Source organism: Rhodovulum sp. (assembly GCF_011048875.1).
Lineage (GTDB): Bacteria > Pseudomonadota > Alphaproteobacteria > Rhodobacterales > Rhodobacteraceae > Rhodovulum > Rhodovulum tesquicola.
Genome location: NZ_DSDD01000076.1, coordinates 1 through 4913, shown reverse-complemented (window position 1 = coordinate 4913; position 4913 = coordinate 1). Strand labels below are relative to the sequence as shown.

The window sequence follows — 4913 nt, the reverse complement described above, 5'->3', positions numbered from 1 at the left end:
CTGCAGAACGGTCCATCACGACCCAGCCCATTACGATCCAACCGCCGCCGCTGCCCGGCATATTTAAGGTGCCGGGCAGCGGCTCCCTTCTAACCCGGGAGCCTGTGATCGTCGTAAGACAAGGCCCACCAGCGTGAGCGCCGCGAACAGCGCCAGCACGCCTTGGGCGTAGTTGAAGATGCCCGATGCCTTGAAGATCAGCACGAAGCCCAGCGCCACCAGCGCATAGAGCACGCCGGCCATCAGGCCGTTGATCATCACCTCGACGGCATAGAGAAACTGATCCGGCATCAGCAGGGCTCCTTTCGGCAGGGCGCGAGTGTCAGGCGCTCAGTCATGGGACACCCCCAGATAGGCGTCGATCACTTCCTTGTTGTTGCGCACCTCGGCGGGCGGGCCATCACCGATCTTCTTGCCGTAATCCATCACCACGACCCGGTCGGACAGGTCCATGACCACGCCCATGTCATGCTCGATCAGCACGATGGTGGCGCCGAATTCGTCGTTCACGTCGAGGATGAAGCGGGACATATCCTCCTTCTCCTCGACATTCATGCCCGCCATCGGCTCGTCCAGCAGCAGCAGCCGCGGTTCGGCCGCCAGCGCGCGGCCCAGTTCGACCCGCTTTTGCAGACCGTAAGGCAGCCGTCCCACCGGCGTCTTGCGGATATGCTGGATCTCCAGGAAGTCGATGATCTTCTCGACCGCCGCGCGATGCTCGGTTTCCTCGCGCTCGGCCTTGCCCATCCAGAGTGCCTGCGAGAACAGGCCCGTCCGCATCCGCGTGATCCGGCCGGTCATGATGTTGTCCAGCGTCGACATGCCCGAGAACAGCGCGATGTTCTGGAACGTCCGCGCGATGCCCTGCTGCGCCACCTTGTAGGGGCGCATCTTCGGACGTGGCTTGCCCTCGAACCAGACCTCACCCTCGGTGGGCGTGTAGAAGCCCGAGATGACGTTCAGCATCGAGGACTTCCCCGCGCCGTTCGGACCGATGATCGCACGGATCTCACCCTCGCGGATGTCGAAGCTTATATCCTTGATCGCCACCACGCCGCCAAAGCGCAGCGTGATGTTCTTCAGTTCCATCACCACGCCGCGGATGGTGCGGCCGTCCTCGGTGACATAGGGTTCCGCGCTGGCCATGGTCATGCAGCCACCTGCCCCGCCTGCGCTCGGCCGATCACCTTGGCATCGCGGATTTGCAGGGTCGCCTTGATGCTGCCCTTGCGGCCGTCTTCATAGGTCACTTCGGTCTCGGTGTAGATGCTGTCCGATCCGTCGTAGAGCGCGGTCACGAGGTCGTCGAACTTCTCGGCGATGATGTTGCGGCGCACCTTGCGGGTGCGGGTCAGTTCGCCGTCGTCGGCATCCAGTTCCTTGTGCAGGATCAGGAAGCGGTGGATCTGGCAGCCCGACAGCATCGGATCCTCGGCCACGGACCGGTTCACCTCCTCGACATGGGCCTGGATCGTGTCCAGAACGCGCGGGTGGCTGGCCAGTTCCTGGTAGCTGGCATAGGCAATGTTGTTGCGCTCGGCCCAGTTGCCGACAGCCGTGAGGTCGATATTGATGAAGGCCGTGCACATCTCGCGGCCAGCGCCAAAGACTACGGCCTCGAGGATGTCGGGATAGAATTTCAGCTTGTTCTCGACATATTTGGGCGCAAAGAGCCGCCCGTCGGCCATCTTGCCCACATCCTTGGCCCGGTCGATGATCCGCAGATGCCCGGTGCCCTCCTCGAAGAATCCCGCGTCACCGGTGGCGACCCAGCCCTCGGGATCCTTGGTGGAGGCCGTGCTTTCGGCGTTCTTGTAGTATTCGACGAAGGTGCCCGGGCTGCGATAGAACACCTCGCCATTCTCGGCGATCTTCAACTCGACGCCGGGCGATGGCACGCCCACCGTATCCGAGCGCACCTCGCCATCGGGCTGCTGGGTGATGAAGACCGACGCCTCGGTCTGGCCGTAGAGCTGCTTGAGGTTGATCCCCAGAGAGCGGTAGAAATCGAAAATCTCGGGGCCGATCGCCTCGCCCGCCGTATAGGCGACGCGGATGCGAGAAAGGCCAAGCGTGTTCTTGAGCGGCCCGTAGACCAGTACATCGCCCGTGCGATAGTTGAAATAATCCCGCAGCGGCTGGGGATAGAGGTTCAGAAGCGGCCCCCGCGCCTTGAAGTATTTCCGCGCCTCGATGGGGTGGCGCAGCCGCACGAAGAAGCCGCGCACCGCGTTCTCGACGATGGTCTCGACGGCGAAGCCGATCCCCATCGCATAGCGAAAGGCCCAGCGCACCCGGCGGCGCAGCGTCGGTTTCGACTGCTTGTTGCGATAGCGCGGCATCCCGTAGGTCTCGCCGGTGGTCTTGGCGAACTCCATGAAATGCTTGAATATCGCATGTTTCAGATCGCCCGCATCCTCCATCCGGATCATGACATTGGTCAGCATCGTCTCGAAGATGCGCGGCGGCGCAAAGAAATAGGTCGGCCCGATCTCGCGCAGGTCGGTCATCATCGTCTCGGGGCTTTCGGGGCAGTTCACGCAGAAGCCCGCGACCATCGCCTGCCCGATGGAAAAGATGAAATCGCCCACCCAAGCCATCGGCAGATAGGCCAGAACTTCTTCGTCCTGGCCCAGATTGTCGAAGGCCACCGACGCCTTGGCGGTTTCGATGATGTTGCGGTTCGACAGCACCACGCCCTTGGGCTTGCCGGTCGTGCCCGAGGTGTAGAGCATCACGCAGGTCGACTCCCAGGTCAGCTCGGCGATCCGCGCCTCAAGCTCGGGCTCCAGCCGGATGCGGGCCGCGCGGCCCTCTGCCTCGATATCGGCCAGCCAGTTCAGTTGCCTGTGGTCGTATTTGCGCATGCCCCGCTTGTCGTTGTAAAGGACATGCTCGATATGGTGGATGCGGTCCTGGACCTCGATGACCTTGTCGACCTGTTCCTGGTCGCCGCAGATCACGAACCGCGCGCCGCAATGGTCCAGCACATAGGCCATCTCTTCGGCCACGGCGTCCTGATAAAGCGGCACCGGGATCGCGCCGCACATTTGCGCGGCCACCATCGACCAGTAATGCGCGGGGCGGTTGCGGCCAATGATCGCCACATGCTCGCCCCGCTCGATGCCAAGCGCAAGCAGGCCCAGCGCGAGGGCCCGGATCTCGTCATTGGCCTCCGCCCAGGTCCAGCACTGCCAGATGCCGAATTCCTTCTCGCGATAGGCGGGCTTGCCGCCATAAAGCCGCACGTTCCTGGCCAGCAAGGCCGGAACGGAACAGAGCTCGTCCACAGACGCGCCATGTGGTGCCCAATTGTCCCCTCCCCTGCGCCTTGAAATCAGGCAACCGCGCGGTGCGCGGGTTCCCAATCCCCCTCGGCGTGGTCATTTTCACGACCCTTGGGACGGCTGATTGCCGCCCGGATGTTCCAGCTTTCCCCGGCCCTACTGGCCGCACCAGCCTCCTCCGCGCCGGGGACCCCCGAAGATCTGCGCAAGGGCCGATGCCGGTCAAGCAAAAGGTTAGATAATTGCGCGGGACACACCGGGCCGCGACAGTTTGCGCAAACCGACCCCATATGGCACCGCCCTGCGGACGCCCAGACGTGCAACCGCCCCGGCCGCGTCATGTTCGGAAATGCCTTGGAGGGAAAGCTCGTCGACCGGCGCGGAGCCAGGACACACCGCTCAGCGGTCGAAGAAATCCTCTTCGAGATCGGTGGGGTTGATCCCAAGCGCGTCCAGACCGGCCTCAAGGTAATCGGCGAACAGCGGCATGTTCACGAGATAATCCTCGGTCGGCGCAGTCGCCTCGGCCTTGGCGGTCTCGATCGCCTCTTCCAGATCCTCGGGGTCGAAGGTCTCGCGCCCGATCCAGGTCAGCGCGACAAGGCTGGCCTTTTCATCCTCGTTCATCGCGCGGATGAAGGCGCGCAACTCGGCCTCGGCCATGCGCTTTTCGCGAGCGTAGAAGATTACCTGCACCACCTTGCGCGGGCTGATCTCGAGCAGGTCGTTGATCACGGGCTGTCTCCTCCGAACTTCCCGCCAGTTTCGCCCGCCATCGCCCAATGCACAAGCCTTGCTCAGCGCTTCGGCGCGAAAATCCGGTAGTAAAGCCCCTCGGGCAGGAACTGGGACAGCCGGAACAGCCAGGAAAACAGAGTGGGAAAGCTGCGCGAGAACCTGTCGGTCATCATGTGATCGACCATGATCCGGGCCGCCGGGTCCGGGTCCATGATGAAGGGCATCGCGAATTCGTTCTTGTCGGTCAGGCGCGTGCGGATGAAGCCCGGATTGACCAGCTGCACCTTGACGCCCGTGCCGCGCAGATCGGCATGCATGCTTTCGGCCAGCGACATCAGCCCCGCCTTGGACGCGCAATAGCCGATCGCACCAGGCAGACCGCGGAAGCCCGACAGGCTGCCAGTCAGCACGATATGCCCGTGCCCGCGGCGGACGAAATGCGGCACGGCCTGTCCCAGCACACGCGCCGCGCCGGTGAAGTTGATGTCGCACATCGCCTCGACCTCGTCGGCGTTCCAGTCCTGTGCAGGCTGCGGCCAGTAGACACCGGCCAGGAACACCATTCCGTCGATCTCGCCGACCTGCGCGAAGGCATCCCTGACCGACTGCGTGTCGCCCACATCCATCGTCACCACCTCTGCCCGGGCGGGCAGCGATGCGGCCAACTCCTCCAGCCGCCCGGCGGTCCGGGCGCTGAGCACAAGCTCGATCCCAAGCGCGCTCAGCCGTTCGGCAAGCGCACGGCCCAGCCCCTCGCTTGCGCCAACGATCCAGTAACGCTTGCCGATCCAATCGCTCATGCTGCACCTTTGGGTCGCATGGTCGCAACGAGTTCGGCAACGGGAATGCCGAATTTCCGGAACTGGCTGCGGTTCATGATCGTGCCGT

Annotated in this window: 4 protein-coding genes and 2 pseudogenes; all 6 read right to left on the bottom strand. The window is 63.5% G+C overall.

Translation table 11 applies throughout. The features are described 5' to 3' along the window. Nucleotides 1-117: 117 nt before the first annotated feature. A pseudogene (locus ENN83_RS02600) lies at nt 118-291 on the bottom strand (branched-chain amino acid ABC transporter permease); the annotation flags it as partial. Nucleotides 292-330: 39 nt separating this feature from the next. Beyond that, nucleotides 331-1146 carry an ABC transporter ATP-binding protein gene (locus ENN83_RS02595; RefSeq protein WP_414707613.1) on the bottom strand — a complete coding sequence of 272 codons (816 nt, stop codon included), beginning with the start codon at nt 1144-1146 and terminating at the stop codon, nt 331-333. Between the two features lie 2 nt (nt 1147-1148). Then, the gene (locus ENN83_RS02590) at nt 1149-3290 is read right to left on the bottom strand and encodes an AMP-binding protein (RefSeq protein ID WP_287183730.1); all 2142 of its coding nucleotides are present in this window, start codon (nt 3288-3290) and stop codon (nt 1149-1151) included. A 396-nt stretch (nt 3291-3686) separates the two neighbouring features. After that, nucleotides 3687-4010, bottom strand: a complete 324-nt coding sequence (locus ENN83_RS02585; RefSeq protein WP_253087943.1) for a DUF3775 domain-containing protein — start codon at nt 4008-4010, stop codon at nt 3687-3689. A 74-nt stretch (nt 4011-4084) separates the two neighbouring features. Next, complete coding sequence (locus ENN83_RS02580) at nt 4085-4825, bottom strand: SDR family NAD(P)-dependent oxidoreductase (RefSeq protein ID WP_287183727.1); 741 nt, start codon at nt 4823-4825, stop codon at nt 4085-4087. Continuing rightward, nucleotides 4822-4913: pseudogene (locus ENN83_RS02575) on the bottom strand (DUF3833 domain-containing protein); the annotation flags it as partial. The pseudogene ENN83_RS02575 and the gene ENN83_RS02580, both read right to left, overlap by 4 nt.

What these genes read in the sequence shown, in the direction of transcription:
- ENN83_RS02595 (WP_414707613.1), bottom strand. Translation starts at nt 1,146, where the DNA reads ATGGCCAGCGCGGAACCCTATGTCACCGAGGACGGCCGCACCATCCGC.
- ENN83_RS02580 (WP_287183727.1), bottom strand. Translation starts at nt 4,825, where the DNA reads ATGAGCGATTGGATCGGCAAGCGTTACTGGATCGTTGGCGCAAGCGAG.